At 71.2% G+C, this 26,864-nt stretch carries 25 protein-coding genes and 1 pseudogene; 6 read left to right on the plus strand and 20 right to left on the minus strand.

The features are described 5' to 3' along the window. Positions 1-48: 48 nt before the first annotated feature. The 9 genes and pseudogenes from ACFVYN_RS19345 to ACFVYN_RS19385 all read right to left on the minus strand — a co-directional run bounded on the left by ACFVYN_RS19345 (position 49) and on the right by ACFVYN_RS19385 (position 8,435). Entirely contained in the window at positions 49-813 is a 765-nt protein-coding gene (locus ACFVYN_RS19345; protein ID WP_389999895.1) for a DUF3159 domain-containing protein, read from the minus strand. Positions 814-816: 3 nt separating this feature from the next. Beyond that, on the minus strand, positions 817-1,215 hold the full coding sequence (locus ACFVYN_RS19350; RefSeq protein ID WP_037710883.1) for an OB-fold nucleic acid binding domain-containing protein: 399 nt from the start codon (positions 1,213-1,215) through the stop codon (positions 817-819). 46 nt (positions 1,216-1,261) lie between these two features. Next, complete coding sequence (locus tag ACFVYN_RS19355; RefSeq protein WP_389999898.1) at positions 1,262-1,945, minus strand: response regulator; 684 nt, start codon at positions 1,943-1,945, stop codon at positions 1,262-1,264. After that, positions 1,942-4,554: an ATP-binding protein gene (locus ACFVYN_RS19360; protein WP_389999901.1), complete on the minus strand. Its 2,613-nt coding sequence runs from the start codon at positions 4,552-4,554 to the stop codon at positions 1,942-1,944. Before ACFVYN_RS19360 ends, ACFVYN_RS19355 begins: the two co-directional genes overlap by 4 nt. A 216-nt stretch (positions 4,555-4,770) precedes the next feature. Beyond that, positions 4,771-5,067, minus strand: a pseudogene (locus ACFVYN_RS19365) (ATP-binding cassette domain-containing protein); the annotation flags it as partial. Between the two features lie 141 nt (positions 5,068-5,208). Continuing rightward, on the minus strand, positions 5,209-6,375 hold the full coding sequence (locus tag ACFVYN_RS19370) for an alginate lyase family protein (RefSeq protein WP_389999904.1): 1,167 nt from the start codon (positions 6,373-6,375) through the stop codon (positions 5,209-5,211). A gap of 167 nt (positions 6,376-6,542) precedes the next feature. After that, positions 6,543-7,301: a DUF3710 domain-containing protein gene (locus ACFVYN_RS19375; RefSeq protein WP_389999906.1), complete on the minus strand. Its 759-nt coding sequence runs from the start codon at positions 7,299-7,301 to the stop codon at positions 6,543-6,545. A gap of 1 nt (position 7,302) precedes the next feature. Next, positions 7,303-7,854 carry a dUTP diphosphatase gene (dut, locus tag ACFVYN_RS19380; protein WP_389999909.1) on the minus strand — a complete coding sequence of 184 codons (552 nt, stop codon included), beginning with the start codon at positions 7,852-7,854 and terminating at the stop codon, positions 7,303-7,305. Further along, complete coding sequence (locus ACFVYN_RS19385) at positions 7,851-8,435, minus strand: PaaI family thioesterase (protein WP_389999912.1); 585 nt, start codon at positions 8,433-8,435, stop codon at positions 7,851-7,853. Before ACFVYN_RS19385 ends, dut begins: the two co-directional genes overlap by 4 nt. Positions 8,436-8,548: 113 nt before the next feature. Here ACFVYN_RS19385 and ACFVYN_RS19390 point away from each other — a divergent pair, with 113 nt between their 5' ends. After that, positions 8,549-9,013: a DUF3093 domain-containing protein gene (locus tag ACFVYN_RS19390; protein ID WP_389999915.1), complete on the plus strand. Its 465-nt coding sequence runs from the start codon at positions 8,549-8,551 to the stop codon at positions 9,011-9,013. Positions 9,014-9,076: 63 nt separating this feature from the next. Here the strand turns inward: ACFVYN_RS19390 and ACFVYN_RS19395 are convergent, their stop codons facing one another. From ACFVYN_RS19395 to ACFVYN_RS19410, 4 genes are all read right to left on the minus strand, one after another. Further along, positions 9,077-9,970, minus strand: coding sequence for a hypothetical protein (locus ACFVYN_RS19395; protein ID WP_389999918.1), 894 nt, complete (start codon positions 9,968-9,970; stop codon positions 9,077-9,079). A 13-nt stretch (positions 9,971-9,983) separates the two neighbouring features. Beyond that, positions 9,984-10,280 carry a DUF4193 domain-containing protein gene (locus tag ACFVYN_RS19400; RefSeq protein WP_005481602.1) on the minus strand — a complete coding sequence of 99 codons (297 nt, stop codon included), beginning with the start codon at positions 10,278-10,280 and terminating at the stop codon, positions 9,984-9,986. A gap of 405 nt (positions 10,281-10,685) precedes the next feature. Continuing rightward, on the minus strand, positions 10,686-11,921 hold the full coding sequence (locus ACFVYN_RS19405; RefSeq protein WP_389999921.1) for a sensor histidine kinase: 1,236 nt from the start codon (positions 11,919-11,921) through the stop codon (positions 10,686-10,688). 6 nt (positions 11,922-11,927) lie between these two features. After that, a complete protein-coding gene (locus ACFVYN_RS19410) occupies positions 11,928-12,581 on the minus strand; it encodes a response regulator transcription factor (RefSeq protein ID WP_030605557.1) in 654 nt (217 codons plus the stop codon). A 412-nt stretch (positions 12,582-12,993) separates the two neighbouring features. On the opposite strand from ACFVYN_RS19410, the gene ACFVYN_RS19415 reads away from it, so the two are divergent. Next, on the plus strand, positions 12,994-13,158 hold the full coding sequence (locus ACFVYN_RS19415) for a hypothetical protein (protein WP_352382260.1): 165 nt from the start codon (positions 12,994-12,996) through the stop codon (positions 13,156-13,158). 110 nt (positions 13,159-13,268) lie between these two features. Here the strand turns inward: ACFVYN_RS19415 and ACFVYN_RS19420 are convergent, their stop codons facing one another. Both ACFVYN_RS19420 and ACFVYN_RS19425 read right to left on the minus strand, forming a co-directional pair. After that, complete coding sequence (locus tag ACFVYN_RS19420) at positions 13,269-14,084, minus strand: inositol monophosphatase family protein (RefSeq protein ID WP_389999926.1); 816 nt, start codon at positions 14,082-14,084, stop codon at positions 13,269-13,271. Positions 14,085-14,092: 8 nt separating this feature from the next. Further along, positions 14,093-15,220, minus strand: coding sequence for a ferrochelatase (locus ACFVYN_RS19425; protein ID WP_389999929.1), 1,128 nt, complete (start codon positions 15,218-15,220; stop codon positions 14,093-14,095). Between the two features lie 168 nt (positions 15,221-15,388). On the opposite strand from ACFVYN_RS19425, the gene ACFVYN_RS19430 reads away from it, so the two are divergent. The 3 genes from ACFVYN_RS19430 (at position 15,389) to sepH (ending at position 19,372) form a co-directional block, all read left to right on the plus strand. Continuing rightward, positions 15,389-16,627 carry an MFS transporter gene (locus tag ACFVYN_RS19430; RefSeq protein WP_389999932.1) on the plus strand — a complete coding sequence of 413 codons (1,239 nt, stop codon included), beginning with the start codon at positions 15,389-15,391 and terminating at the stop codon, positions 16,625-16,627. Next, on the plus strand, positions 16,587-17,906 hold the full coding sequence (locus ACFVYN_RS19435) for a D-arabinono-1,4-lactone oxidase (RefSeq protein ID WP_389999935.1): 1,320 nt from the start codon (positions 16,587-16,589) through the stop codon (positions 17,904-17,906). Before ACFVYN_RS19430 ends, ACFVYN_RS19435 begins: the two co-directional genes overlap by 41 nt. 431 nt (positions 17,907-18,337) lie before the next feature. Then, on the plus strand, positions 18,338-19,372 hold the full coding sequence (gene sepH / locus ACFVYN_RS19440) for a septation protein SepH (RefSeq protein WP_389999938.1): 1,035 nt from the start codon (positions 18,338-18,340) through the stop codon (positions 19,370-19,372). A 96-nt stretch (positions 19,373-19,468) separates the two neighbouring features. On the opposite strand, the gene ACFVYN_RS19445 is transcribed toward sepH, so the two are convergent. After that, the gene (locus ACFVYN_RS19445) at positions 19,469-20,326 is read right to left on the minus strand and encodes a sulfurtransferase (protein WP_389999940.1); all 858 of its coding nucleotides are present in this window, start codon (positions 20,324-20,326) and stop codon (positions 19,469-19,471) included. A gap of 234 nt (positions 20,327-20,560) precedes the next feature. Here ACFVYN_RS19445 and ACFVYN_RS19450 point away from each other — a divergent pair, with 234 nt between their 5' ends. Continuing rightward, entirely contained in the window at positions 20,561-21,352 is a 792-nt protein-coding gene (locus ACFVYN_RS19450; RefSeq protein ID WP_389999943.1) for a VOC family protein, read from the plus strand. 18 nt (positions 21,353-21,370) lie between these two features. Here ACFVYN_RS19450 and ACFVYN_RS19455 read toward each other — a convergent pair whose 3' ends face one another. The 4 genes from ACFVYN_RS19455 to ACFVYN_RS19470 are packed head-to-tail and all read right to left on the minus strand — an operon-like array spanning position 21,371 to position 26,752. Further along, positions 21,371-22,030: a thymidine kinase gene (locus ACFVYN_RS19455; RefSeq protein WP_389999946.1), complete on the minus strand. Its 660-nt coding sequence runs from the start codon at positions 22,028-22,030 to the stop codon at positions 21,371-21,373. A 49-nt stretch (positions 22,031-22,079) separates the two neighbouring features. Beyond that, entirely contained in the window at positions 22,080-23,276 is a 1,197-nt protein-coding gene (locus ACFVYN_RS19460; protein ID WP_389999949.1) for an alkaline phosphatase family protein, read from the minus strand. Then, positions 23,276-23,872, minus strand: coding sequence for a DUF5998 family protein (locus tag ACFVYN_RS19465; RefSeq protein ID WP_266558596.1), 597 nt, complete (start codon positions 23,870-23,872; stop codon positions 23,276-23,278). Before ACFVYN_RS19465 ends, ACFVYN_RS19460 begins: the two co-directional genes overlap by 1 nt. 42 nt (positions 23,873-23,914) lie before the next feature. Then, a complete protein-coding gene (locus ACFVYN_RS19470) occupies positions 23,915-26,752 on the minus strand; it encodes a GNAT family N-acetyltransferase (RefSeq protein ID WP_389999952.1) in 2,838 nt (945 codons plus the stop codon). Positions 26,753-26,864 lie beyond the last annotated feature (112 nt).

Consider the following 26,864-nt stretch of genomic DNA (forward strand, 5'->3'; position numbering starts at 1 on the left):
CGCAGGGCGCCCACCGCCGTCGTAGAAGAAGTGCGGGCAGACCGGGTTCTACGCCTCGCGCCGGTGCCGTCCGCCCGCGGCCTCCGTGTCCCCACGCTCCGCGGCCTGTGCCGCCTTGCGCTCCTCCTCGGCCTTCTCCTCGGCCTCCATCTCCGCGAACACGTCGATCGGAGCCGGCGCCTTGGCGAGGAAGACCCAGGTGAGCCATACGGCGAGCAGGAAGGGCGGGATCTTCAGGGCGACCAGGACCCAGCCGAGCTGCGCGGTGTCGGCCCACCAGTACAGCGGGAAGAGGATCGCGCACTTGGCGAGCAGGATGCCGCCCCAGGCATAACTGGCCTTGGCGTACGCCTTCTTGCGGCCGGGGTTGCGGGTCCGCCAGGAGAGGTTCTCCTTGAAGACCGGGCCGAGGATGAGACCCATCAGCGGCACACCCGCGAGCGTGGTGATGATGTACGCCAGGGCCAGGCCCAGCGTGTACAGCATGCCCGGCAGATAGAAGTTCTTGGCGTTGCCCGTCATCATCGCGAAGACGACACCGAAGGCGACGCCGAAGACACCGCTGAAGGCGTGCTTGACGGTGTCCCGCATGACCAGACGGACCACGACCAGCAGCAGCGACACCGCGAGCGCGGCGATCGCCGACAGGTGCAGGTCCTTGTTGATGGTGAAGATCGTGACGAAGAGAAGGCCCGGCAGGACCGTCTCGACCATGCCCCGGACGCCGCCGAACGCCTCGAACAGGGCGGCCTCGGTCACCGCCCGCGCGTCGTCGGCCTGAGTGTCTTCGGTCGGCTTGTCGAGAGACGTCACCGGCTACTCCCGTCCCACGGGTCGGAGTTCGTATTTCGGATTGAACAGCACCCGGCGGCCCCGGCTCATCGAGATCCGCCCGGAGGCGATCAGCTTGCGCCCCGGTTCTATCCCGACGATGGACCGCCGTCCGAGCCACACCACGTCCAGGGCGGCGGAGCCGTCGAACAGCTCGGCCTCCAGGGCCGGAACGCCCGCGCGCGGACGCAGGGTGACCGTGCGCAAGGTACCAGTAACGGTCACGATCTGGCGGTCGTGGCAGTCGCCTATCCGAGTGCAGCCTGCGGTCTCGGTGTCCTCCCGCAGCTCCTCGGACTCCAGGTCCTCCTGCGACGAGGAGAGCCGGTCGAGCATGCGCCGGAACCGGCCCACCGGCTTCTCGGAACGCGGAACAGCACTCATATCCGAAAGCGTACCGGGGTGTGCCGACAGCGTTGCACCCGCAGCACTAGGGTTCGAACCGGTATCCCATGCCCGGTTCCGTGACGAAGTGCTTGGGATGCGAGGGGTCCGCCTCCAACTTCCGCCGCAGCTGGGCCATGTAGACCCGCAGGTAGTTCGTCTCCGTCCCGTACGACGGCCCCCAGACCTCCTGGAGGAGCTGCTTCTGGCTGACGAGCCGGCCGGTGTTGCGGACCAGTACCTCCAGCAGATGCCACTCGGTGGGGGTGAGACGTACGTCTCTGCCGTGCTTCTGGACCTTCTTGGCGGCCAGGTCGACGGTGAACTCGTCGGTCTCCACCAGGACGTCGTCCTCGCCGCCCCCGGTGGGCTCGGCGCGGCGCACCGCGGCCCTGAGGCGGGCCAGCAGCTCGTCCATGCCGAAGGGCTTGGTGACGTAGTCGTCGGCGCCCGCGTCCAGCGCCTCGACCTTCTCGTCGGAGGAGTGCCGGGCGGACAGCACGAGGATCGGCACCCGGGTCCAGCCGCGCAGCCCCCTGATCACCTCGACGCCGTCCATGTCGGGCAGGCCCAGGTCGAGGACGACCACGTCGGGGTGGCGGGCGGCGGCGAGCCGGAGCGCGGTTGCGCCGTCGTGCGCCGCGTCGACCTCGTACTTGCGCGCCCTGAGGTTGATCACGAGGGCGCGCACGATCTGCGGCTCGTCGTCGATGACCAGCACTCTGGTCATGTGGCCTGCCTTTCGGTTTCTGCCGCTGTTCCCGCCGCTGCTGCTGCCGCTGTTTCCGCCGCTGCCTCTGTGAAGGGGGCCTCTGCGAAGGGGGCCACGAGGAGTTCCGGGTGCGCGTCCGCCGCGCGGAGCGTCAGCACCATGGTGAGGCCGCCCCCGGGGGTGTCCTCGGCGTTGAGGGTGCCGTTCATGGCCTCCGCGAAACCCCGGGCCACCGCGAGCCCGAGCCCCACCCCGGCACCGCGCGGGGCGTCGCCGTAGCGCTGGAAGGGCGCGAAGATGCGCTCCTTGGCCTCGTCGGGGACGCCGGGGCCGCGATCCACGACCCGTACCTCGACCCGGTCGGCCATGGCGCTGGCGGAGACCCGGACGGGGTGGCCGGGCGGGCTGTACTTGACTGCGTTCTCGACGAGGTTGGCCACCGACCGCTCCAGCAGCCCCGGGTCGACGGCGACCATCGGCAGGGTCTCCGGCACGTCCAGCTCCACGCTTCCGTCGGGCACCCCGCCGAGCGCCATCGGCACCACCTCGTCGAGGTCGATCTCCCGGATGATCGCGGTGACCGTGCCGGTCTGCAGACGGGACATGTCGAGCAGGTTGCCCACGAGGTGGTCCAGCCGGTCGGCGCCCTCCTCGATGCCCTCCAGGAGCTCCGCCTGGTCCTCCTCGGACCACGCCACGTCGTCGGACCTGAGCGATGAGACGGCCGCCTTGATGCCGGCGAGCGGGGTTCGCAGATCGTGCGACACGGCCGCCAGCAGCGCCGTACGGATGCGGTTGCCCTCGGCCAGGGTGCGGGCCTGGTCGGCCTCCTCCTGGAGCCTGCGGCGGTCCAGGGCGACGGCGGCCTGGGCGGCGAAGGCGGCGAGCACCCGGCGGTCCTCGGCGGGCAGCACCCGGCCGGTGAGCGCGAGCGCCATGTGGTCCCCCACCGGCATGTCGACGTCGGCGTCCTCCGGCCGCTCCACGGGGGGCCCCAGTCCCGCCCGGCCCGCGCAGGTCCACGGCTCGACGTCACTCGCCCGTTCCAGCAGGGCCGCCGACTCCATGCCGAAGGTCTCCCGGACGCGCTCCAGGAGCTCCTCCAGGCGGGTCTCGCCACGCAGCACGTTGCCGGCGAGGAAGGACAGGATCTCCGACTCGGCGCGCAGCCGGGCGGCCTGGTGGGTCCTCCTGGCCGCGAGGTCGACGACGGAGGCCACCGAGATGCCGACGCCCACGAAGATCACGATGGCGACGATGTTCTTCGGGTCGGCGATGGTCCAGCGGTGCAGGGGCGGTGTGTAGAAGTAGTTGAGCAGCAGCGAGCCGACCGCGGCCGACGCGAGCGCGGGGAAGAGTCCGCCGAGCAGGGCCGCCGCGACCACGACCGCCAGGAAGAGCAGCATGTCGTTGGCGAGGCCGAGGTCCACGGTGGTGAGGAGGATCGTCAGGACCGCCGGGCCGGTCAGACCGACCAGCCAGCCCCACAGGATCCGGGCCCGCCCCAGCCGGGCGCTGCGGGCGACGGGCAGTCCGCGCCCCTTGGCGACCTCGTCGTGGGTGACGATGTGCACGTCCAGGTCGGGCCCGGACTCGCGGGCCACGGTCGCGCCGACGCCGGGTCCGAAGACGTACTGCCAGGCTTTGCGGCGGGAGGAACCGAGGACGATCTGGGTGGCGTTGACCCCGCGCGCGAAGTCGAGCAGTGCGGCCGGTATGTCGTCGCCGACGACATGGTGAAAGGTTCCTCCAAGATCCTCGACGAGGGTCCTCTGGACGGCGAGTTCCTTGGGCGAGGCGGAGGTCAGACCGTCGCTGCGGGCTATGTAGACGGCGAGCACCTCACCGCCGGCCCCCTTCTCGGCCAGCCGCGCGGCCCGCCTGATCAGCGTCCGCCCCTCCGGCCCGCCGGTCAGCCCGACGACGATCCGCTCCCTGGATCCCCAGATCTTCGAGACCCGGTGATCGTTGCGGTACTGCTTGAGGTACTCGTCGACCCGGTCGGCCACCCACAGCAGCGCGAGCTCCCGCAGGGCGGTCAGATTGCCCGGCCGGAAGTAGTTGGAGAGCGCCGCGTCGACCTTGTCCGGCTGATAGATGTTGCCGTGCGCCATGCGACGCCTGAGCGCCTGGGGCGACATGTCGACAAGCTCGATCTGGTCGGCCCGGCGTACGAACTCGTCGGGCACGGTCTCCTGCTGCCGCACTCCGGTGATCGACTCGACGACGTCACCGAGCGACTCCAGATGCTGGATGTTCACGGTCGAGACCACGTCGATCCCGGCCGCGAGCAGCTCCTCCACGTCCTGCCACCGCTTGGCGTTGCGCGAGCCCGGGATGTTGGTGTGGGCGAGTTCGTCCACCAGGGCGACGGCGGGGGCCCTGCGCAGGACGGCGTCGACATCCATCTCGGTGAAGACGGAGTCCCGGTACCCGATCTCCCTGCGCGGAGTCGCTTCCAGCCCGTGCAGCATCACCTCGGTGCGCGGCCGCCCGTGATGCTCCACGAAGCCCACGACACAGTCGGTACCCCGCTCGATCCTGCGGTGCGCCTCGGACAGCATCGCGTACGTCTTGCCGACGCCCGGTGCCGCACCGAGATAGATCCGAAGCCTGCCGCGTCCCATGGGTCCATTGTCTTCCCGCCGACACTGCCTACGCAGCGTCGACCTTACGGCCAACATTCCCGGCAACCGGGGCCGGGGCCGACCTGCGCGCCGTCCTTGACGCAACCCTGACGCGGCCCTCAGGAGGCCGGAGGGCGCCGAACCGACGGAGCGCGCTCAGCGCCCCAAGATCTCCCCCGTCCCCCAGTTGCGGCACCTGGTCCGCCAGGTCCAGCAGGTTTCCGCGTCCAGTCGGCCGGTCGGCTCGTCGGCGCCGAGGAGGGCGGGGTTGCCGGCGAGGGCGCGCGGGCGATGGCGACACGTTGCTGCCGGCCCCCGGAGAGCCCACCGGGCCGCCGCTTCGCGTGGTCCGCGAGGCGGACCAGGGCCGGCAGCAACCCGGGGTGAGGATCGGGTTGAGCCCGGCGCAGCGCCGGCAGTCCGTCCTCGTCCGGCCCGGCGACGTCCACCCGTCGAGTACGACCCGCCCCCGGTCGGGCGGTCGAGCCCGCAGACGATGTTGAGGAGCGTGGTGACCGCCCGAGTCGTACATCCTCCCCCGTGAACCCGTGAACCCGTGAACCCGTGAACCCGTGAACCCGTGAACCCGTGAAACCCCGTGAACCGTGAAGCCGGGCGCCACTACCACCGTCCGGCGCCCGGCCTTCAACGGTCTCAGTTCGGGTTGTCCCCGTGGGTGAGAGTCTCCCAGGCCACGAAGAGGTTGTTGCTGCCCGCCGGACGGTTCCGCTCGGTCAGCGTCTGCGTGTTAGTCATGCCCATGCCAAGCCTGTTGTGCAGCGCGTTGTACCCGACCTCGGTCACCGGCCCGAGCCCGAGCTTCAGCGACCCGCCGCACAGCCAGCTCGGCACGGCCGCCCCCAGCTCGTACTTGGCCTGGAACCCCAGCGCCTGCCGCAACCGCTCGCCCACGTCCGTGCCATACAGGTCCTGCCCCTGGATCCGGCTCGTCTCGGCGACGTGCGAGATCGCGGAGATGCCGTACCCGGTGTGTGTGAGGTCCCGGCAGGTCTCCTGGGTGAGCCCGGTGACGAAGGTGGACTGCCCCTGCCAGTAACCGACGACCTTGTCCCGGGTGTCGAGGTTCTGGCTCGGCACGGTCTTCGGCAGCTCACCGTCGGAGGCGAGGTAGACATAGGCCGCGGTACGGGTGCGGAACTTCGCCATGGCCTTGTCGTACGACGTCTTGTCCTCGAGGAAGACCGAGATGCCGACGGCCGCCTCCGTCATCGACAGCTCCCAGTTGCCGTTGGAGTTCGAGCCGTTGATGACCTCGGGCAGATAGACGGTGCGCAGCATGGTCGCGAAGCGCCCGGAGTTCGCCCAACTCCCGTTGTACGTGTACTTGATGATCTCGGCGGCCCGGGGCCACGAGGAGCCGGCCCAGCCGGTCTGCAGGGGCGCGTTGCTGTTGGTGTGGTCGGTGATCACCGCCGACCAGGCGTCCATGAGCTGGATGGCCTTCCTGGCGTACCGCTCGTCCCGGGTGATGTACCAGGCGAGGGCGTCGGTGTAGGCGGCGATCGCGTCCTCGCGCTCGTCGGTGCAGCCGTAGTTGGGGTTCGAGTACGACCCGCACTCGACGACCGCGCGCGGCTTGGGTGTGCGGTTCAGGTCGGCGTACCTGCTCGCCAGCATCGCGTCGAAGGCGCCCTTCCAGGGCTGGGCGCCAGCGTTCACCTTGCTGCGGGTGAAGTCCAACTGCCCCTGGGAGACGGTGACTCCGGGATGGACGAAGGTGGCGGGCGCGGCGTCGGCGGGCACGGCGAGAGCGCCGGCGGCGAGGGCCGCGACAGCGGCCAGGAGGGCGGTTCTGCGCATACGTGGAGGGCCTTCCGTTCTCGTATGTGAACGTGAAGCGCCTTTATGAACAGACGCGTTGAGCCGAGAAGGTAGGTACAGACCAATCCGCCGTCAAGGTCCCGCGCACGAGAACGCACGAAAAAGGGCCGCACCCCTCACGGGATACGGCCCTCGACGTCGTACGGCTACCGGACCTCGGTGATCTCCGGTCCGCGCTGGAGCTGGCCCATGCCGCCGGAGAAGCGGGACCCCTCGTCCTGCTGCTGGACACCCTCGGGGACCATCTGGGCGTCGTTCGGCAGCTTGAGGACGATCGGGTCGCGCGGCGCCATCGGGCCCTCGCCGCGGACCACGACCGTGTCCCGGAAGATCTGCTCCAGAAGCCCGGCCGCCTGCGGCTGCACCGCGCCCTGTCCCGAGATCACCCCGCGCAGGAACCAGCGCGGTCCGTCCACACCCACGAACCGCACGACCTGGAAGCCGCTCGTGCCGTCCGGCAGCTGCACCGGCACCTGGGCCCGCAGCTCCCAGCCCAGCGGACCCTCGACCTCGTCGACGATGCCGCCCTGCTGGGTGATGCCGGAGCCGATCTCCTCGCGCACCTCGCCCCAGATGCCCTCGCGCTTGGGAGCGGCGAAGGCCTGGAGCTGGATGGCGCTGTCGCGCAGCACGACGGTGGCCGCGACGATCGCGTCGCCCGCGACCTCGACCCGCAGCTCCATGCCGTCGACACCCGGTACGAACAGACCGCCCAGGTCCACACGGCCCTCGGCGGGGTCGCGGACCTCGGTGTCGTCCCAGGGTCCGTCGGGGCGTGGCTCCGGCTCCAGCCGTACGCGCTCGCGCTCTACGTCGTCCGCCTCAGTGTCGACACTGTCGACGACCTGCTCGGCCTCGCCGGCCGCGTCCTCGGCGGCACCCTTCTTCTTGCGACGTCCGAACACGTCACTGTCCTTCCCGGTCGGATACGACCGAAGCGTATCGATTCCCACCCGTTGTGCCGCCCACGGCGGCCGCATCGCTTGTATCGCCCCCGTCGCCCACGGCGGCGTGACCGCCGGTGGACCCGAAGCCCCCCTCGGCCCGCGCCGAGCCGGGAAGCTCCGCGACCTCCTGGAAGCGGACCCTCTCGACCTGCTGGACGACGAGTTGAGCAATCCGGTCGAAACGCTCGAACCGCACCGACTCGTGCGGGTCGAGGTTCACCACGATCACCTTGATCTCCCCACGGTACCCGGCATCAACCGTCCCCGGGGCATTCACGAGAGCGACACCGCAGCGGGCGGCGAGACCGGATCGTGGGTGCACGAAGGCCGCGTACCCCTCCGGCAGCGCCACAGACACCCCCGTGGGCAGTACGGCCCGCTCCCCCGGCTTCAGTTCACGGCTCTCGGTGGTCCGCAGATCGGCCCCCGCGTCATCGGGGTGCGCGTACGACGGAAGCGGTACGTCGGGGTCGACGCGCCGGATCAGCACGTTCAGGGGCTCACGGCTCACGGGTTCACCTCGAAGGCACGGGCACGCCGGACCTGGTCCGGGTCGGCCATGGCGGCCCGGATCTCCTCCGGGCGGCCGTTGTCGATGAAGTGGTCGACCTCGACCTCGACGAACAGGGCGTCGGCGCGGACCGCGACGGGCCCCTCGGGGCCGCCGATCCGGCCGGTGGCCGTCGAGTAGATCTTCCGCCGGGCCACCGCGGTCACCTCGGCCTCCAGGTACAGCACCGTGCCGACCGGCACCGGCCGTACGAAGTCGGTCTCCAGGCGTCCGGTCACGGCGATCGTGCGCAGCAGCCAGTTGAGCGAGCCCAGGGTCTCGTCGAGGGCGGTCGCGAGCACACCGCCGTGCGCGAGTCCCGGGGCGCCCTGATGGGCGGGGCGCACGGTGAACTCGGCGGTGACCGAGACGCCCTCGCCGGCCCGCGCCTCCAGGTGCAGCCCGTGCGGCTGCTCGCCACCACAGCCGAAACACTGGCCGTAGTGCGCACCGAGCAGCTCACCGGGCGCGGGAGCGTCCGGGTGGCGCACCGGTCGCGCCGCGTCGGCGGGAGGCTCGAGAGCCGGGGAAGTACCACTCACAGGCGCAGACCTTACCCGCCCGCCCGTCTCCCACCGCCACGCTGCCTGACGGCGCTTCGCGCCGACTCCCCCTGCCATCGGCCGTACCCGGACACCGTGCCAAGCTTGGTTCCATGCAGCCCTCCGCCGTCCCGTACGACGAACGCCTCACCGCCCCCCGCTCCTGGTGGCTGATCTCCTTGCTGGTCGGGGTCGCCTTCGCGCTGATCCTGCTTCCCTTCGGGACGCTTCCGCTGCTCGGCGGCCTGGTCGGCGGCACCGCCGCGGCGGCGGTCTGCGCCAGCTCCTACGGCTCGCTGCGCATCCGTGTCGTGGGGGGCTCCCTGATCGCGGGCGAGGCGAAGATCCCAGTGTCGGCGCTGGGCGAGGCGGAGGTCCTGGACCCGGAGGAGGCCCGGGCCTGGCGGACCTACAAGGCCGACACCCGGGCCTTTCTGCTGCTGCGCTCCTACATTCCCGGGGCGCTGAAGGTGGAGGTCACCGATCCGGACGACCCGACGCCGTATCTGTACCTGTCGACGCGCGAGCCGGAACGGCTGGCCGAGGCGCTGAAGGCGGCCCGCAAGGCCGCCGCCTAGCACGTTCGTGCAGGGCCTCACCCGTCCGTACGGACGGTGAGGCCCTGGCTTCTCACGGAAGTCTTACTTCTCCAGCTCCAGCGGGTCGGCCGGGATCTCCAGGGCCGGCAGTGCGGGGAGTTCGTCCCAGGGCACCCGGACCTTGCGCAGGTCCTTGCGGATCCGCTCGGCGAGCTTTCTGGTGTCCCTGCGGTTCATGACCGCCCCGACGGCCGCGCCGACCAGGAACGGCATGAGGTTCGGCAGGTCGCGGATCATCCGCTTCATGATCTGCTGCCGCAGCTGCTGCTTCATCGGGCCGTTGAGCGCGTCGCTCACCGTCGACGGCTTCTTCACGTCGATCCCGCGCTCTCCCGACCAGGAGTTCAGATACGCGGTGCTGCGCTCCTTGAGGTTCCCGGGCGGCCGTGCGCCGTAGACCTCGTGGAGTTCGGCGATCAGCTTCAACTCGATGACGGCGACGCCGGTGATCTCGGCGGCCAGTTCGGTCGGCATCGCGGGCGGGACGGGGAGCATCGCCGCCGCGCCGATCCCCGCTCCGACGGTGGCCGTGGCGCTCGCGGCGCCCGCGACAAGCTTGTCCGCGATCTCCTCGGGTCCAAGGCCGGGGAACTGACGGCGGAGGGTCGCGAGGTCCCGTACGGGGATACGCGGGGCGTTCTCGATGATGCGGTCCGTGAGGTACGCCAGGCCCGCCCTGGCCCGGCTGCCGCCCTTGCGGGCCCCTTCCCGGGCCCTGTCCCGGATCGCCGACACCCGTCGTCGCGCGACGGGCGCGGGCGTCCTGGTCGAATCGGTGGGCGCCGGGAGGTCGGCCCGGTCGGCCACCGGTTCGAGCGAGGCTCCCGGACCGGAAGAGCCCCGCTCGTCGTCACGCGCGTGGTGGGGGCCGTCGGACGGCCCCTGCCCCGCTCCCCGGGGAGAGCGGCGCTTCCAAGGAGGGGTCGAGCCAGTCATGCCCGACCCGCCCTCAGTCGCAGTCGCGGCAGATCGGCTGGCCGTTCTTCTCCCGGGCCAGCTGGCTGCGGTGGTGCACCAGGAAGCAGCTCATGCAAGTGAACTCGTCCTGCTGCTTGGGCAGTACCCGGACGGCCAGCTCTTCGTTCGAGAGGTCCGCTCCGGGCAGTTCCAGGCCTTCGGCGGCCTCGAACTCGTCGACGTCCACTGCGGAAGTCGACTTGTCGTTCCTGCGCGCCTTGAGCTCTTCAAGGCTGTCCGAGTCGACGTCGTCGTCGGTCTTGCGCGGGGTGTCGTAATCCGTTGCCATGTCGCTCTCCCCCTCTGGGTGTCTGCGGTGTCTCCAGCGCACGTAACGCGTGAGAGGCCGGACTTGTGCCCGACCCGAGGCGGAGATTTTGCCTCACATCAAGGTCTGTTACTCAATCGACACCCAACCGGACCCCTCTTGAGTGATCGGGTTGGATGGCGATCGGGACCGTACACGGTCCGAATCCCGCACTTCAAAGGCGTCTCACCGTGTACTTCCCGTGATCAGGACCCCTGAAAACCCGGATTATCCCGGCTTTCCGACAGGGTGCATGATCACGGAGAGTGGATGACCGGAAATTCTCCCTTGTGATCGATCACACAGGGGGCAGTCCTCCAGGTGCCCAGAAAATTCCGCGCAAAGCGAACATCCCTGTGTCTCGATCTCGGTGCGGGGGCCATGGTCTCAGACAGGCAGGGTGACTCGCATCACCAGCCCACCTCCTTCGCGCGGCTGAGCCGTGATGTGCCCGCCGTGCGCCCGCGCCACGGACCGCACGATGGACAGGCCCAGACCGACGCCCTTGTCGCTGCCGGTGCGGTCGGCGCCGCGCAGCCGCTTGAAGGGCTCGAAGAGATTGTCGACCTCGTACGCCGGCACGACGGGGCCCGTGTTGGACACCGTGAGCACCGCGTGCCCGTGCTGGACCTCCGTGGTCACCTCGACCCAGCCGCCCTCGGGCACGTTGTAGCGCACCGCGTTCTGCACCAGGTTCAGGGCGATGCGCTCCAGCAGGACGCCGTTGCCCTGGACGACCGCCGACTTCTGCTCACCGCGGATCGCCACACCCTTGGCCTCCGCCTCGCCGTACACCTGGTCGACCGCCTGCTCGGCGACCTCGGCGAGGTCCACGGGCTTGCGTTCGACGATCTGGTTGTCGCTGCGGGCGAGCAGCAGCAGACCCTCCACGAGCTGTTCACTGCGCTCGTTGGTGGCCAGCAGCGTCTTGCCCAGCTGTTGCAGCTCCACCGGTGCCCCGGGATCCGACAGGTGCACCTCCAGGAGCGTGCGGTTGATCGCCAGCGGGGTCCGCAGTTCGTGCGAGGCGTTGCCGACGAAGCGCTGCTGGGCCGTGAAGGCCCGTTCCAGCCGCTCCAGCATGTCGTCGAAGGTGTCGGCCAGTTCCTTGATCTCGTCGTCCGGGCCGTCCAGCTCGATCCGGCGGGACAGGTCGGAGCCGGCCACCGCGCGTGCGGTGCGCAGGATCCGGCCGAGGGGCGACAGGACGCGTCCCGCCATGGCATAGCCGAAGGCGAAGGCGATGATCGCCAGACCGAGCAGGGCCAGCAGCGAGCGGCTGAGGAGGTCGTCCAGGGCGTGCTGGCGCTGGGCGTTGACGCAGCTTTCCAGGGCCTTGTTCATGACGTCGGCCGGGACGTCCGTGGGCAGGTTGCAGGTGTCGCTGGCGACCTTGCCCACAGTGATCGTGAAGGGCAGCCGGCTACCCACGTTCAGTGCCTGGGCGGCGACCAGGTAGATGATCGACAGCAGCAGAATGCCGGCGATCAGGAACATGCCGCCGTACAGCAGGGTGAGCCTTATGCGGATGGTCGGACGCAGCCATGGCAACGGCGGCGCCGGTCGCCTGGGGTCCCATGTGGGCTTCGGAGGGGCCTGGGGAGGAGCGGGAGTCGAGGCCACGGGCTATCAGATCCGGTAGCCGGAGCCGGGGACGGTGACGATCACTGCGGGTTCACCCAGCTTGCGGCGCAGGGTCATGACGGTCACCCGCACGACGTTGGTGAACGGGTCGGTGTTCTCGTCCCAGGCCTTCTCCAGGAGCTGCTCCGCGGAGACGACGGCGCCCTCGGAGCGCATCAGCACCTCCAGCACGGCGAACTCCTTGGGGGCCAGCTGGACCTCCTTGCCGTCGCGGAAGACCTCGCGGCGGTTGGGGTCGAGCTTGATCCCGGCGCGCTCCAGGACCGGCGGCAGCGGCACGCTCGTGCGCCGGCCGAGGGCACGCACGCGTGCCGTCAGCTCGCTGAACGCGAAGGGCTTGGGGAGGTAGTCGTCGGCACCGATCTCCAGACCCTCGACGCGGTCGCTGACGTCACCGGAGGCCGTGAGCATCAGCACGCGCGTCGGCATGCCGAGTTCGACGATCTTGCGGCACACGTCGTCGCCGTGGACCAGGGGGAGGTCCCGGTCCAGGACGACCACGTCGTAGTCGTTGACGCCGATGCGCTCCAGGGCGGCCGCACCGTCGTACACGACGTCGACGGCCATGGCCTCCCGGCGCAGTCCGGTGGCCACCGCATCGGCGAGCAGCTGCTCGTCCTCGACGACGAGTACGCGCACGTCGCTTGTCCTTCCTGTGTCCACCCGCGTAGCGCGCTTCGGGCACGCGCGGGCAGGAGTTCGCTGAGTGTCGGCCTCCATCCTGCCCTTTTCGGCCATAAGTCGGCTGTAAGGCGGGTGAGGGGCATCTGAAAGACGGGTGTGAGAGCGGGAATGCGGGATTTTCTCGCGGGGTTGAGGTTTCCGTCGAAGGGAGCGGGGGGAGGACGGCTTTACACCCCGCGATCACGCTCTGCATGTGCCGTACCACCATGCGGCACGGCGCTGTCCGCTTCCGCAGAGCGGGCGTGGGTGTCCGGCACCGTCGCCGCCCGGCTGGGCAGCGCTGGGCACCCGCGAGAGACGTGATCGCCCCTTCCGAACGGCACACCCCCGTGCCACCGACCCACGACCCAGGACGAGGGGGCGCAGCATGGACGCATTCACCGCAGGACTTCTGCAGCGCATAAGGGCGACCGAGACCGATCTGACGCGGGCTCTCGACGAGGGCGACGACTTCCTCGTCGAGGTGGAGCAGGGCGAGCTCGACGACCTGCGCCGCCTCGCCGCCGAACACGGTGTGGAGGTCAGCGTCTAGCGTCTGATCGGCTTCGCGGCACGACAGGGGCCCCCGGCGAATCCAGCGCCGGGGGCCCGCTGCGTCGGTACCCGGGCCCGTTCACCTTGTGTTCGCCCGGAATCCGCCTGTCAGTCGTGCCAGGCGCCGAAGTCCTCCAGGAGCTGCTGGAGGGGCTCGAAGACTCCCGGGGTGCCGGCGACGGTGAGGCCGGGGTTCGGGCGCTCTCCGGGGCGGCCGCCGGTCAGGACGCCCGCTTCTCGGGCGATGAGGTCGCCCGCCCCGTAGTCCCAGGCGTTCAGGCCTCGCTCGTAGTAGCCGTCCAGGCGGCCTGCGGCCAGGTCGCACAGGTCGACCGCCGCCGAGCCGCCACGGCGGATGTCGCGCAGCAGGGGGATCAGCTTCTGGGCCACCGCGGCCTGGTGGGTGCGGACCGCAGTGACGTAGTTGAAGCCGGTCGACACCAGAGCCTGCTCCAGGGGCGGCGCCGGGCGGCATGCCAGCCTGCGCTCGCCCTCCCACGCACCCGTGGCCCAGGCGCCCTCGCCGCGGACCGCGTGGTACGTCTCTGCGCGCATCGGGACCGCGACGACTCCGACGACGGTCTCGCCGTCCTGCTCGGCCGCGATGGAGACGGACCAAGTCGGCAGGCCGTAGAGGTAGTTGACCGTGCCGTCGAGCGGGTCGATGACCCAGCGGACGCCGCTGGTGCCCTCGGTGGCGGCGCCCTCCTCGCCGAGGAAGCCGTCGTCCGGGCGGTGCTCGGAGACCAGGTCGGTGATCAGCTTCTCCGCCGCGATGTCCATCTCGGTCACCACGTCGATGGGACTGGACTTGGTCCTGGCGACCGCGAGGTCGGCCGGGCGGCCGTCCCGCAGCAGGGTGCCGGCACGGCGGGCGGCCTCCTGTGCCAGCCGCAGCAGTTCCGCGTGCAGGGGGTCGGTCACGGGGCTCCTCACGCGTACGGGCTGTCGACGCCCGCGGCGGCCGGCTTGGGGGCGCGGGCCGGGCAGCAGCCGACCGGGCAGACGTTGTGGCCGGCCCCGAGCGCGCCGAGGGCGCAGGGTGTGACCTCCGCTCCGCGCTCGACGGCGGCCCGCTCCAGGACCAGCTCGCGGACGGCGGCGGCGAAGCGGGGGTCGTCGCCGACGGTCGCCGAGCGGCGCATCGGCAGACCGAGCTCCTCCGCCTTGGCCTTCGCCTCCGTGTCGAGGTCGTAGAGGACCTCCATGTGGTCGGAGACGAAGCCGATGGGCGCGATCACCACGGCCGGGACGCCGGACCCGTGGCGCTCCTCCAGGTGGTCGCAGATGTCGGGCTCCAGCCACGGGATGTGCGGGGCGCCGGAGCGCGACTGGTAGACGAGCTGCCAGGGGTGGTCGACGCCGGTGCGCTCACGGACCGCGTCCGCGACCAGCCGGGCGACCTCCAGGTGCTGCGCGACGTACGCGCCTCCCTCGCCGTGGCCCTCGACCGGACCGGAGGTGTCCGCGGACGCGGTCGGGATGGAGTGGGTCGAGAAGGCGATGTGAGCGCCGTCGCGGACGTCCTCGGGGAGCTCGGCGAGGGACTGGATCACCCCGTCGACCATGGGCTCCAGGAAGCCGGGGTGGTTGAAGTAGTGCCGCAGCTTGTCGATCTTCGGCAGCTCCAGGCCCTCGGCCTCGAGGGCCGCCAGCGACTCGGCGAGGTTCTCGCGGTACTGGCGGCAGCCCGAGTAGGAGGCATAGGCACTGGTGGCGAGGACCAGGATGCGGCGGTGGCCGTCGGCGACCATCTCGCGCAGGGTGTCCGTGAGATAGGGCGCCCAGTTGCGGTTGCCCCAGTAGATCGGCAGGCCCAGGCCGTGGTCCGCGAAGTCCTTGCGCAGGGCGTCCAACAGGGCGCGGTTCTGGTCGTTGATGGGGCTGACCCCGCCGAACAGGAAGTAGTGCTGCCCGACTTCCTTCAGGCGTTCCTTGGGGATGCCGCGCCCGCGCGTCACGTTCTCCAGGAACGGGACCACGTCGTCCGGGCCCTCGGGGCCTCCGAACGAGAGCAGGAGCAGGGCGTCGTAGGGGGTGGCGTCGAGCGCGTCTCGCATGGGTCGATCCTGTCATCCGGTACTGACAGCCGGGAAACGGCGGGGTGGCCACCCGGGTTCCCGGCCGCCCGGCCGGGTGCGCCGGGGCCCCTCACCCGTAACCTGTATGAGGCGTATTCGCGCCTTACCGCCATACGAGCCGCCGCTCGCCGGCCGACCGGAGACACTGTGCCCAGCCCTTACCGCGCCCTGTTCGCCGCCCCCGGCTCCAAGGGTTTCTCCGCCGCGGGCTTCGTCGGCCGGATGCCGCTGTCGATGATGGGCATCGGCGTGGTCACGATGATCTCCCAGCTCACCGGCAGGTACGGGCTCGCGGGCTCGCTGTCGGCCACCCTCGCGCTGGCCGCCGCCGCGATCGGCCCACAGGTCTCCCGGCTGGTGGACCTGCACGGCCAGCGGCGGGTGCTGCGCCCGGCGACACTCGTCGCGCTGGCGGCGTCCGCCGGGATGCTGCTCGCGGCGCACTTCGAGTGGCCGGACTGGGTGCTGTTCGTGTGTGCCGTCGGCATCGGCTCGGTGCCGAGCCTCGGCGCGATGATCCGCGCGCGGTGGGCGGCCGTGTACCGCGGCACTCCGCAGCTGCACACCGCGTACTCCTTCGAGTCCGTCGTCGACGAGGTCTGCTTCATCTTCGGGCCGATCATCTCCATCGGGCTGTCCACGGCCTGGTTCCCGGAGGCGGGTCCGCTGCTCGCCGCCTGCTTCCTGGCGGTCGGCGTGTTCTGGCTGACCATGCAGCGGGCCACCGAGCCGGCTCCGCACCCGCGCGAGCAGGACGGCGGCCGTACGGCCCTGCGCGCACCGGGCCTGCAGGTCCTGGTGGCCACCTTCGTGGCGACCGGGGCGATCTTCGGGGCGGTGGACGTGGTCACCGTGGCCTTCGCCGAGGAGCAGGGCCACAAGGCCGCCGCGAGCGTGGTGCTCGCCCTCTACGCGGCGGGGTCCTGTGTCGCGGGCCTCGTCTTCGGGCTGTTGCACTTCGCGGGACGTCCCGAACCTCGCTGGCTGCTGGGCATATGCGCCATGGCCGTGAGTATGATCCCCCTCCTACTGGTCGGGAACTTGCCGTTTCTGGCCGTGGCGCTGTTCGTTGCGGGCCTGTCCATCGCTCCCACGATGATCACGACGATGTCCCTGATCGAGCAGCACGTACCACGCGCGCAACTGACCGAGGGAATGACCTGGATCAGTACCGGGCTCGCGGTCGGCGTCGCGCTCGGCTCCTCCGTGGCCGGCTGGGTGATCGACGCGGCCGGTGCGCGCGCCGGGTACGGGGTTCCGGCGGTGTCCGGGGCCGTCGCGGTCGCGGTCGGTTTCCTCGGGTACCGCCGGCTCAAGAGGCCGGCTCCACGTCGGGGAGGCAGCGTTGAGCACGGCAGCGAGCGCGAAGAACGGCACGTGGCGTAACTGGGGCGGCAATGTCGCCGCGCGTCCCGCGCGGGAGGTCACGCCCGCCTCGGTCGAGGAGCTGGCCGCTGCCGTGCGGAAGGCCGCCGAGGACGGTCTCACGGTGAAGGCCGTGGGCACCGGGCACTCCTTCACCTCCATCGCCGCGACCGACGGTGTGTTGATCCGCCCTCAACTGTTGACCGGTATCCGCAACATTGACCGGGACGCCATGACCGTCACGGTGGAGGCCGGTACGCCGCTCAAGAGGCTCAACGTGGCTCTCGCGCGTGAGGGCCTGTCGCTCACCAACATGGGCGACATCATGGAGCAGACGGTCTCCGGGGCCACCAGCACCGGCACCCACGGCACGGGCCGCGAGTCGGGCTCGATCGCCGCCCAGATCAGGGGACTCGAACTGGTCACGGCCGACGGCTCGGTGCTCACCTGCTCCGAGAAGGAGAACCCCGAGGTCTTCGCGGCCGCCCGGATCGGTCTGGGCGCGCTCGGCATCGTCACGGCGATCACGTTCGCCGTCGAGCCGGTCTTCCTGCTCACGGCCCGCGAGGAGCCCATGAGCTTCGACAAGGTCACCAGCGCCTTCGACGAACTCTGGGCCGAGAACGAGCACTTCGAGTTCTACTGGTTCCCGCACACCGGCTCCACCACCACCAAGCGCAACAACCGCAGCGCGGGTCCGGAGAAGCCGGTGCCGCAGCTCCAGGGCTGGTTCGAGGACGAGTTCCTCTCCAACGGTGTCTTCCAGGTGGCCCAGTGGGTCGGCCGCGCGGCGCCGGGCACGATCCCCTCGATCGCGCGGATCTCCAGCAAGGCGCTGTCCGCGCGGACGTACACCGACATCCCGTACAAGGTCTTCACATCGCCCCGCCGGGTGCGGTTCGTGGAGATGGAGTACGCCGTCCCGCGCGAGGCCGTCGTCGAGACGCTGCGCGAACTCAAGACGATGGTCGAGCGTTCCGGCCTCAGGGTCAGCTTCCCTGTGGAGGTGCGCACCGCGCCGGCCGACGACATCACGCTGTCCACCGCCTCGGGCCGCGACAGCGCGTACATCGCGGTCCACATGGTCAAGGGGACGCCGTACCAGGCGTACTTCACGGCCGCGGAGCGGATCTTCACGGCGCACGAGGGGCGCCCGCACTGGGGCAAGGTGCACACGCGCGACGCCGAGTACTTCGAGCGCGTCTACCCGCGCTTCGGCGAGTTCACCGCGCTCCGGGACCGCCTCGATCCCGACCGGCGGTTCCAGAACGACTATCTGCGCAGGGTGTTGGGGGCATAGCCGGGCGATCGCCGGACATATGCACGAAGGCAATAGTTCCGTTTCTGGTGATTCCGTGAACTACGCCACGTCCAAGATCACTGGAACCACTCAACGAAGGGCCGGGCAGGGTTTCTTGAACGAAGTTGAGTGGCGCGCCAATCCACGCACGTGGCCCAAATGGAGTACTGTTGCGAGCCCTGGGTCAGGTCTCCCGCCAGGGCGTCCGTGGCCTTCAAGGGCGGTCGGGAGGGGGCCAGTTGCACAGGGTGACGGAGTTGGTCACTTAGCGTTGCGAATAGGTAACCGTGCCATAACGGCGATCCAGGGCCTGTGCCCGACACGCCGGGCAACTCGGCAAGGTTGTGGCAGGCTGCACCCGGGCAGGCCACACTCGACTAGCGGAAGCAGCGACGCACGTGACGTCGGCAGGCACCACCCGGGAGGTCCCCATGCCCGAACTGCGTGTCGTGGCCGTCTCCAATGACGGCACACGGCTGGTGCTGAAGGCTGCCGACGCAACGGAGTACACGCTTCCGATCGACGAGCGGCTGCGCGCTGCGGTGCGCGGCGACCGTCCCCGCCTCGGCCAGATCGAGATCGAGGTCGAAAGCCATCTCCGTCCCCGTGACATCCAGGCGCGTATACGCGCGGGTGCCACCGCGGAAGAGGTAGCCCAGCTCGCAGGCATCCCCGTTGACCGTGTACGGCGCTTCGAGGGCCCCGTGCTCGCCGAGCGCGCCTTCATGGCCGAACGGGCCCGCAAGACCCCGGTCCGCCGGCCCGGCGAGAACGCCGGACCGCAGCTCGGCGAGGCCGTGCAGGAGCGGCTGGTGCTGCGCGGTGCCGAGAAGGACACCGTCCAGTGGGACTCGTGGCGCCGTGACGACGGCACCTGGGAGGTTCTGCTGGTCTACTGCGTCGCGGGCGAACCCCACTCGGCGAGCTGGACCTACGACCCGCCCCGGCGGCTCGTCCAGGCCGTCGACGAGGAGGCCCGCTCGCTCATCGGCGAGTCCGAGGACCTCGGCGCGCCGGAGCCCAGCTTTCCCTTCGTGCCGCGTATCGCTCGGCTGCCGCGCGATCGTCCGCTGGACCGCGCCCTGGACCGGCCGAGCCTGCCCCCGGCCGAGCCCGTCGAGGAGACCGTCGCCGAACGGGACTCGCTGACGAGCCTGTTGGAGGCCGTACCGAGTTTCCGTGGCGACATGGTCGTACCGGAGCGGCCGTCCGAGACGGCGAGCATCGAGGAACCGCCCGCGCTCGAGGAGGAGCCGGAGGTGGAGGAGCCGCCGGCCCCCGCGGCCTCGGCCGGTTCCGCCTACGCGGACGTCCTCATGCCGCGTTCGGTGGCCAGCCACCGCGACCGCCTCATCGGCGCGACCGACCGCCAGGCCGAGGCCGACGGTGTCCGCCCGGGCCGCAGAGCGGCGGTCCCGAGCTGGGACGAGATCGTGTTCGGCACGCGCAGGAAGAAGCAGGAGTAGTCAGCCGAGCAGTCAGTCGTACGAGGAGAAGGGGCCGCGCTCGTCGAGTGCGGCCCCTTTCCGTCGTACCGGACAGTCGTACCGGACAGGGGCGGGCTACTGGGGATCCGGGCCCACGGCGACCGGTCGCTCCGGGTCCGAGGACCACTGCGACCAGGAACCGACGTACAGCGCCGCCGGGATGCCCGCGACCGCCAGCGCCAGGACCTCGTGGGCGCCGGAGACGCCAGAACCGCAGTAGACGCCGACCTCGGTGCCGTCGGTGGCGCCGAGGGCCTTGAAGCGGGCGTTCAGCTCCTCCGCGGGCAGGAAGCGGCCGTCCGGGCCGACGTTGTCCGTGGTGGGCGCGGACCGGGCGCCCGGGATGTGGCCGCCGACGCGGTCGATCGGCTCCACCTCGCCGCGGTACCGCTCCCCCGCGCGCGCGTCCAGCAGCACACCCGCGCGGGCCAGCGCCGCGGCCGCATCGGCGTCGAGCAGCCCGGCCGCCGCGGGCACCGGCTCGAAGTCGCCCTCGGCGAGCGCGGGACCCGGCACGGAGGACTGCAACGGTCCCTGCCAGGACGTCAACCCGCCGTCGAGGACTCGCACATCCGGGTGACCTGTCCAGGACAGCAGCCACCACGCGCGGGCGGCCGCCCAGCCCTGCCCGCCGTCGTACACGACGACCGGCGTACCGGAGGAGACACCCGCCCGGCGCATCGCCGCGCCGAACACCGCGAGGTCGGGCAGCGGATGCCGCCCGCCGGCGCCGGCCGGGCCGGCCAACTCCCGGTCCAGGTCGACGTAGACCGCGCCCGGGAGGTGCCCGGCCGCGTACTCGGCCCGGCCGTCGAAGGGCGGCTCACCGGCCGCCTTGGCCACGCTCAGCTGCCAGCGGACGTCGAGCAGGACGGGCGGGTTCGGGCCCGCCAGGGCGCTCGCGAGTTCGGATGCGGAGATGATGGCGTTCATGGCCACCATCCTCGCGCACCGGGTGGCCGCCTCGTCCAGGTCCGGCTACTCTGCTCCGCCGGACAGGCCCGGTCACCAGCCGTACGGGAACGGGCACATGCTGTACAGCCGATCGACATCCGTCGGCCATCGCGTGGCAGCGGTCAGGCGGCCGCGGGTGGTGCGAGCATCGGCACGGAGGTCCCGACAGCGGACACGACACGGCCACCGCGAGGGGCCGGGGAGAGAGTGACGATGACCGAGGCAAGGGGGGCGGCCGCCCCGTCCGCTCGGCACACGCCCGGTACGCCCTGCTGGGTGAGTCTGATGGTGCACGGCATGGCCGCGACCCAGGAGTTCTACGGATCGCTGTTCGGCTGGGAGTTCGTGCCGGGCCCGCAGCAGCTCGGGCCCTACGTCCGCGCGCTGCTCGACGGCCAGGACGTCGCCGGGATCGGGCAGTTGCCGCCCGACCGCAGTCTTCCGGTCGCCTGGACGCCCTACCTCGCCTCGGACGACATCGACCTGACGGCCGAGTCGGTACGGCTGTGCGGTGGCACGGTGGGGGTGGGCCCGCTGGACGCCGGGGATGCGGGGCGGCTGGTGATCGGCTCGGACCCGTCCGGTGCCGTCTTCGGCGTGTGGCAGGCGGCGGCCCACCTCGGCACCTCCGTCGCGGGCGTACCGGGCACGCCCGCCTGGCACGAGCTGGTCACCTCGGAGACGGTGAGCGTCATCAAGTTCTACGAGGCGGTGTTCGGCTACGAGGGCGAGCCGGTGGTCTCCGCCGACTTCGACTACGTCACCCTCCACGCCGGCGGCCGTCCTGTGGCCGGTCTCCACGGCGTCGGCCATGCCCTCCCCCGCGACCGGGGGCCGCACTGGATGACGTACTTCGAGGTGGCCGACGCGAGGTCCTCCACCCGTCTCCTCACCGAGCTGGGCGGCCATGTGCTGCGCTCGCCGCACGACAGCCCGCACGGTCGCGTGGCCACGGTGGCGGATCCGGAGGGGGCGCGTTTCTCGTTGATCGAGAACCCGCGCTGAGGCCCTGACCGAGTCAGGTCAGAAGCGCGCCCCGGCCGACGGGACGGGCAGGACGTCCGGGGACAGCGCGGCCGCGTGTGCGGTGCCCGAGGTCATCCGGCGGCGGTGGTGCCGGCGGCACAAAACCTCGTAGCCGATGTCGTCGGCCTGGTTGACGTCGCCGACGACCACCTGGGCGCCCTCGACGACCATCTCGCCGTTGACCGTACGGGCGTTGTGCGTGGCCCGGGCGCCGCACCAGCACAGGGCCTCGACCTGGAGGACCTCGACCCGGTCGGCCAGTTCCACCAGGCGCTGGGAGCCGGGGAACAGCTTGGAGCGGAAGTCGGTGGTGATGCCGAAGGCGTAGACGTCGAGGTCCAGGTCGTCGACGACACGGGCGAGTTGGTCGATCTGCTCCGGCGTGAGGAACTGCGCCTCGTCCGCGATCACGTAGTCCGCGCGGCCGCCGCGGGAGAGGTGGTCGACGAGGTAGGCGTACAGGTCCTGGCCGTCCTCGACCTCGACCGCGTCCGTGACCAGTCCGAGCCGCGAGGACAGCTTGCCCTCGCCGGCCCGGTCGTCGCGGGTGAAGATGATGCCGGTCAGGCCACGCGCCGAACGGTTGTGCTCGATCTGGAGAGCCAGTGTGGACTTCCCGCAGTCCATGGTTCCGGAGAAGAACACCAGCTCGGGCATGGGAGGTCGAGCACCTTTCGGTTCTGTGGGCGACAGGGGCGGGTCGGCTTCAGGAGCGTACTTCGAGCAGCGGGACCAGCTGCTCGGCGGGGGTCATGGAACCGTGGTTGCCGACCATCGCCGACTCCTTCGGCTCCCGTTCGGAGGCGACGAGGAGTACGTCGTCGCGGGCGGCGGCGACCACGTCGCCGATCCGGTCGTACACCCGCTCGTCGAAGTGGTCCGGCGGCCCGAACCAGCCCGCCGCGATGGCCTCGTCCCGCGAGGCGACCCAGAACTGCTCGCCGAGGACCTCGCGCCAGCAGGTCAGCACGTCGGCTGCGGCGCCCGGCACCGCGTAGACATGGCGGGCCCGGCCCTCGCCGCCCAACAGGGCGACACCGGCGCGCAGTTCCCAGTCCTCGTCGAAGTCGATGCGGTGCTGCTCGTCGAAGGGGATGTCGATCATGCCGTGGTCGGCGGTGACGTACAGCGTGCTGTTCGGCGGGAGTTGCTCGGCGAGGCGCTGGACCAGGCGGTCCACGTACATCAGCTGTCCGCGCCAGGTGTCGGAGTCGACGCCGAAGCGGTGTCCCGCGCCGTCGACCTCCGCGTAGTACGTGTAGACCAGCGAGCGGTCACCGGCGGCGAGTTGCTCGGCCGCGAGGTCCACGCGCTCCTCCCCGGACAGCCGCCCGTGGAAGGTGCCGCCGCTGAGCGCGACCTTGGTCAGCGGGGTGTTCTGGAAGGTGGGCGAGGAGACCTGGGCCGCGTGCACCCCGGCCCGCTCGGCGAGTTGGAAGACGGTGGGGTACGGCTGCCAGACGTGCGGCTTGGTCCACGGCTGCCAGCGCAGCTGGTTCATCAGCTCGCCGGTGGCCGGGTTGCGCACGGTGTAGCCCGGCAGGCCGTGGGCGCCGGGCGGCTTGCCGGTGCCGACGGAGGCGAGGGAGGTCGCGGTGGTCGCCGGGTAGCCGGTGGTCAGGGGGCGGCCGGTGCCGCCGCGCGAGGTGGCCAGCAGGGAGGCCATGAAGGGCGCCTCGTCCGGGTGCGCCTTCAGCTGCTCCCAGCCCAGGCCGTCGATCAGGAACACGCAGTTCCGGTCGGAGGGCGTGAGCTCCTGGATCGTGGCGGTCATGTCCGGTACGGCCATGCCGGCGGCGAGGGTGGGCAGCAGGTCGGCGAGGGAACCGGTGCCGTACTCGGGGACGGGGGCGGTGTCGAGGGCGAGGGGCTCCGGGTGGTCCCACGTGGCGGGCTGCGCCATTAGCGAGCTACGTCCGCGGTCGCCTCGGAGATGGCCTGGGCGAAGGCGAGCGCCTGGCGCACGGTGTCCGGGCCGTCCCCCGCCTCGCTGACACGCAGGCTGAGGTCGTCCGCCGTGGAGCTGCCGGTGTAGCCGTGGTCCGCCTCGCAGTTGGGGTCGCCGCAGGCGGCGGGCTCCAGGTCGATGCGGGAGACGGCGCCCCAGCCGATGGTCAGCACGACCTCGCGGGGCAGGGTGCCCGGCTGGTACTGCTCCGGGTTGGCGACGACCCTGCTGACCACGACCGACGAGATCCGGCCGAGCTTCACGGACTCCGTGGAGGTGGTGGCGTACGGCGTCGGGGACGTGCTGTCCGCGGCCTGCTCGTCGGTGTGGCTCACGATGAAGCGGTTGCCGGTGAGGACGAGCACGGTCACGTGCCGCCGCACCTCGTTCTGGTCGAACGTCGTCTCCTGGTGGACCAGGTACGACCGGATGGGCTCGCCGCCCAGCGCGGACTCCACCGCCTCGGCCACGAGGGCCGGGTAGTAGCCGCTGCGCTCGATCGCCGCACGCAGCCCCTGGGTCGTCGTACTGGTCTTGGCCATGACGTCCATCCTACGGTGGACCACTGACTGCGAGGCACCGCTCGCGGCCGCTCAGTACGCGGGAAGGGTCCGCGGGCCGAGGTCGTCGCGGGCGGGCGGTGGCGCGAGCCGTACGGAGGCGCCGAGGACGCTCAGGCCGCGCGGGGCGACGACGACCGGCTCCAGGGTGACCGCGACGACCTCGGGATGGTCGTCGACCAGCCGGGACACCCGCAGCAGGAGTTCCTCCAGTGCGGGGGTGTCGACCGGGGTGGAACCGCGCCAGCCGAAAAGGAGGGGCGCGGTCCGGATCGAGCGCACGAGGCTGGTCGCCTCCCGGTCGGTGACCGGAATCAGCCGGTGCGCGGTGTCGTCGAGCAGCTGGGAGGCGGCCCCGGCCAGCCCGAAGGACAGCACGGCGCCGGCGGCGGGGTCGATGACGGCCCGGATCACGGTGTCCACCCCGCGCGGGGCCATCCCCTGCACCACGGGCCGCAGTTCGTCGGGCGCGCCGAACAGCTCGGTCAGCTCGGCGTACGCCCGCCGCAACTGCTCCTCGTCCGCGAGATCCAGGCGTACGCCGCCGAGGTCGGCGCGGTGGCGCAGGTGCGGGGCGGTGGCCTTGAGCGCGACCGGGTAGCCGAGGGTGGCGGCGGCCTGGACGGCGGCGTCGGAGGTGGCGGCGGGCAGGGCCCGGTGGACCTGAATGCCGTACGTGGTGAGGAGCTCGCAGGTGTCCTCGGTGCCGAGGGTGAGGCCCTGTCCGCGCGTGAGCAGGCCGTCGATCAGGGCGGCGGCGGCCTTTTCGTCGATGTTCTCGTACGCGGGCACCTTGCCGGGTTCGGCGGACTCCCGGCGCCACTGGCCGTACTGCACGACATCGGCCAGGGCCCGCACCGCGCGCTCGGCGGCGGGGTAGGCGGGGATGAGGCGGTCGCCGTTCCCGGGGGCGGACGGTTCCGCGGGGACCGGTGTGGCGCGCAGCCGGTCCAGGGCGCGGAAAGGATGGTCGGCACGGATCTTCGGCGGACCCGCGGCGGCCTGGGGAGCGGTGCTGGTCGCCGCCGACAGGGCCTCCGCGAGGCCGCCGAGTTCGACGTGGACCACGAGGACCGGCTTGCCGGGGACCTGCTCCGCCGCGGACCTGAGCGCCTCGGCGAGGGCGGCGTCGCCTGCGGACCCCTCGCCGACCCCCGGGATGGCCGTCACGATCACCGCGTCGCAGTGGTCGTCGTCCAACGCGCGCGCGAGGGCCGCGTGGAAGTCCTCCGGCGCGGCCGCGGTGGTCAGGTCCAGCGGGGGTGAGGGCGTCAGCCCTTCGGCCACGCACGCGTCGTACGTGAGCAGGCCGAGCGACTCGGAGTTGCCGAGGATCGCCACCTTGGGTCCGGTGGGCAGCGGCTGGCGGGCGAGCAGCAGGCCGGTGTCCACGAGTTCGGTGATGGTGTCCACGCGGATCACTCCGGCCTGCCTCAGCAGCGCCGACACCGTCGCGTGCGGCAGGCGGGTGGCGCGGACGGCGTGGCCCTGCGGGGCGGTGCCCGAGCCCTGCACGACGACCAGGGGCTTGGCCGCCGCCGTACGTCTGGCGAGGCGGGTGAACTTGCGGGGGTTACCGATGGACTCCAGGTACATGAGGACGACGTCGGTGTCCGGGTCGTCGTACCAGTACTGCAGGACGTCGTTGCCGGACACGTCCGCGCGGTTGCCGGAGGCGACGAAGGTGGAGACGCCGGTCACGCCGGTGACGCCGCCACCGCGCCGGTGCAGCCGGGAGACCAGGGCGATGCCGATGGCGCCGGACTGGGCGAACAGGCCGATCCGGCCGGGGCGGGGGGTCTCGGGGGCCAGTGAGGCGTTGAGGCGGACGTCCGGGGAGGTGTTGATGATGCCGAAGGCGTTCGGGCCGATGATCCGCATGCCGTACGCGCGTGCGTGCCGCACGAGTTCACGCTGACGCTCGCGCCCCTCGGGGCCGCTCTCGGCGTACCCGGCGGAGAGCACGACGAGTCCCTGCACGCCGTGTGCCCCGCACTCGGCGACGACCTCGGGCACGTGCTCGGCCGGTACGGCGACGACCGCGAGGTCGACGGGGCCGTCGATGTCCCGCACCGAGCGGTGGGCGGGGATGCCGTCGAGTTCCTTCTGCTCCTCGGGGAACGCCTTGTTCACGGCGTACAGGCGGCCGGTGAAGCCGTAGTCCCTGATGTTGCCGAGCACGCTGCGGCCCACACCGCCCGGGGCGCGTCCGACGCCCACCACGGCGACGGAGCCGGGGGTGAGCAGCCGCTGCACGGACCGCGACTCGGCACGCTGTTCGCGCGCGTACTGCACGGCGAGCGAGCGGTCGGTGGGCTCCAGGTCGAACTCCAGGCGTACGACGCCGTCCTCGAAGCTGCGCTTCTGCGTGTAGCCGGCGTCGGTGAACACCTTGATCATCTTGACGTTGGCGGGCAGCACCTCGGCGGCGAAGCGCCGGATGCCGCGCTCGCGGGCGACGGCCCCGATGTGTTCGAGGAGGGCGGAGGCCACGCCGCGCCCCTGGTGGGCGTCCTGGACCAGGAAGGCGACCTCGGCCTCGTCGGCGGGGGCGGTGGCGGGCATACCGTCGGCGCCGATGCGGTCGTAGCGTACGGTGGCGATGAACTCGCCGCCGACCGTGGCGGCGAGTCCCACCCGGTCCACAAAGTCGTGGTGCGTGAAGCGGTGGACGTCCTTGGCGGACAGGCGAGGGTAGGGCGCGAAGAAGCGGTAGTACTTCGACTCGTCCGAGACCTGCTCGTAGAAGCTGACCAGGCGATCGGCGTCGTCGACGGTGATGGGCCGGATACGCGCGGTGCCGCCGTCGCGCAGCACCACGTCGGCCTCCCAGTGGGCGGGATACTCGTGCCGGTCCGACGCGCTCTGCATGGGCCCCAGAGTACGGCTCGCGTACGACAACGGCGCGAGGCAGTCTGTGGAGAACGCGCGAGGACACACGAGGACACACAGGGACGGAAGTCGGGCCGAGGCCGCGGTCCGA

The sequence above is a fragment of the Streptomyces sp. NPDC058307 genome, from assembly GCF_042880295.1.
Lineage (GTDB): Bacteria > Actinomycetota > Actinomycetes > Streptomycetales > Streptomycetaceae > Streptomyces.

Excerpts from the sequence above, each read along its gene's own strand:
- ACFVYN_RS19445 (WP_389999940.1), bottom strand. The coding sequence starts at position 20,326 with ATGAACGCCATCATCTCCGCATCCGAACTCGCGAGCGCCCTGGCGGGC.
- ACFVYN_RS19370 (WP_389999904.1), bottom strand. The coding sequence starts at position 6,375 with ATGCGCAGAACCGCCCTCCTGGCCGCTGTCGCGGCCCTCGCCGCCGGC.
- ACFVYN_RS19460 (WP_389999949.1), bottom strand. The coding sequence starts at position 23,276 with ATGGCGCAGCCCGCCACGTGGGACCACCCGGAGCCCCTCGCCCTCGAC.
- sepH (WP_389999938.1), top strand. The coding sequence starts at position 18,338 with ATGCCCGAACTGCGTGTCGTGGCCGTCTCCAATGACGGCACACGGCTG.
- ACFVYN_RS19350 (WP_037710883.1), bottom strand. The coding sequence starts at position 1,215 with ATGAGTGCTGTTCCGCGTTCCGAGAAGCCGGTGGGCCGGTTCCGGCGC.
- ACFVYN_RS19355 (WP_389999898.1), bottom strand. The coding sequence starts at position 1,945 with ATGACCAGAGTGCTGGTCATCGACGACGAGCCGCAGATCGTGCGCGCC.
- ACFVYN_RS19360 (WP_389999901.1), bottom strand. The coding sequence starts at position 4,554 with ATGGGACGCGGCAGGCTTCGGATCTATCTCGGTGCGGCACCGGGCGTC.
- ACFVYN_RS19465 (WP_266558596.1), bottom strand. The coding sequence starts at position 23,872 with ATGGACGTCATGGCCAAGACCAGTACGACGACCCAGGGGCTGCGTGCG.
- ACFVYN_RS19450 (WP_389999943.1), top strand. The coding sequence starts at position 20,561 with ATGACCGAGGCAAGGGGGGCGGCCGCCCCGTCCGCTCGGCACACGCCC.
- ACFVYN_RS19395 (WP_389999918.1), bottom strand. The coding sequence starts at position 9,970 with ATGACTGGCTCGACCCCTCCTTGGAAGCGCCGCTCTCCCCGGGGAGCG.
- ACFVYN_RS19400 (WP_005481602.1), bottom strand. The coding sequence starts at position 10,280 with ATGGCAACGGATTACGACACCCCGCGCAAGACCGACGACGACGTCGAC.
- ACFVYN_RS19425 (WP_389999929.1), bottom strand. The coding sequence starts at position 15,220 with ATGCGAGACGCGCTCGACGCCACCCCCTACGACGCCCTGCTCCTGCTC.
- ACFVYN_RS19455 (WP_389999946.1), bottom strand. The coding sequence starts at position 22,030 with ATGCCCGAGCTGGTGTTCTTCTCCGGAACCATGGACTGCGGGAAGTCC.
- ACFVYN_RS19415 (WP_352382260.1), top strand. The coding sequence starts at position 12,994 with ATGGACGCATTCACCGCAGGACTTCTGCAGCGCATAAGGGCGACCGAG.
- ACFVYN_RS19470 (WP_389999952.1), bottom strand. The coding sequence starts at position 26,752 with ATGCAGAGCGCGTCGGACCGGCACGAGTATCCCGCCCACTGGGAGGCC.
- ACFVYN_RS19390 (WP_389999915.1), top strand. The coding sequence starts at position 8,549 with ATGCAGCCCTCCGCCGTCCCGTACGACGAACGCCTCACCGCCCCCCGC.